At 33.4% G+C, this 287-nt stretch carries 1 pseudogene; it reads right to left on the minus strand.

What is annotated here, in order from left to right:
• Positions 1–60 precede the first annotated feature (60 nt).
• Positions 61–287, minus strand: a pseudogene (locus tag H740_RS01030) (hypothetical protein); the annotation flags it as partial.

Below are 287 nucleotides of genomic sequence, written 5' to 3' on the forward strand. Positions count from 1 at the left end.
ACTAAAATCATAATTTACGTTTGCGTTAAATCCGTTTATACCGCTTATCATATTAATCCTTTATGCTTTCACGTCAAATTTGCCTAGCTTTGCTAGTTGATTTAAAATTTCAGTTATATCCGTCCCTTTTTCTCGCTCGGCTTTCAGAAAATTTTCAAAGAATTCTCGTCTAATGTCTTTATCTGCATATGTTTTGCTTTTACTCGTGGCTTGGATGGGTTTAAATTTAGCTTCCGCTCTTTGCTTAGCTAAATTTTCGTTGTATTCTCTCATCTCTTGATTGATTT

The organism is Campylobacter showae CC57C, from assembly GCF_000344295.2.
Taxonomy (GTDB): Bacteria; Campylobacterota; Campylobacteria; order Campylobacterales; family Campylobacteraceae; genus Campylobacter_A; species Campylobacter_A showae_B.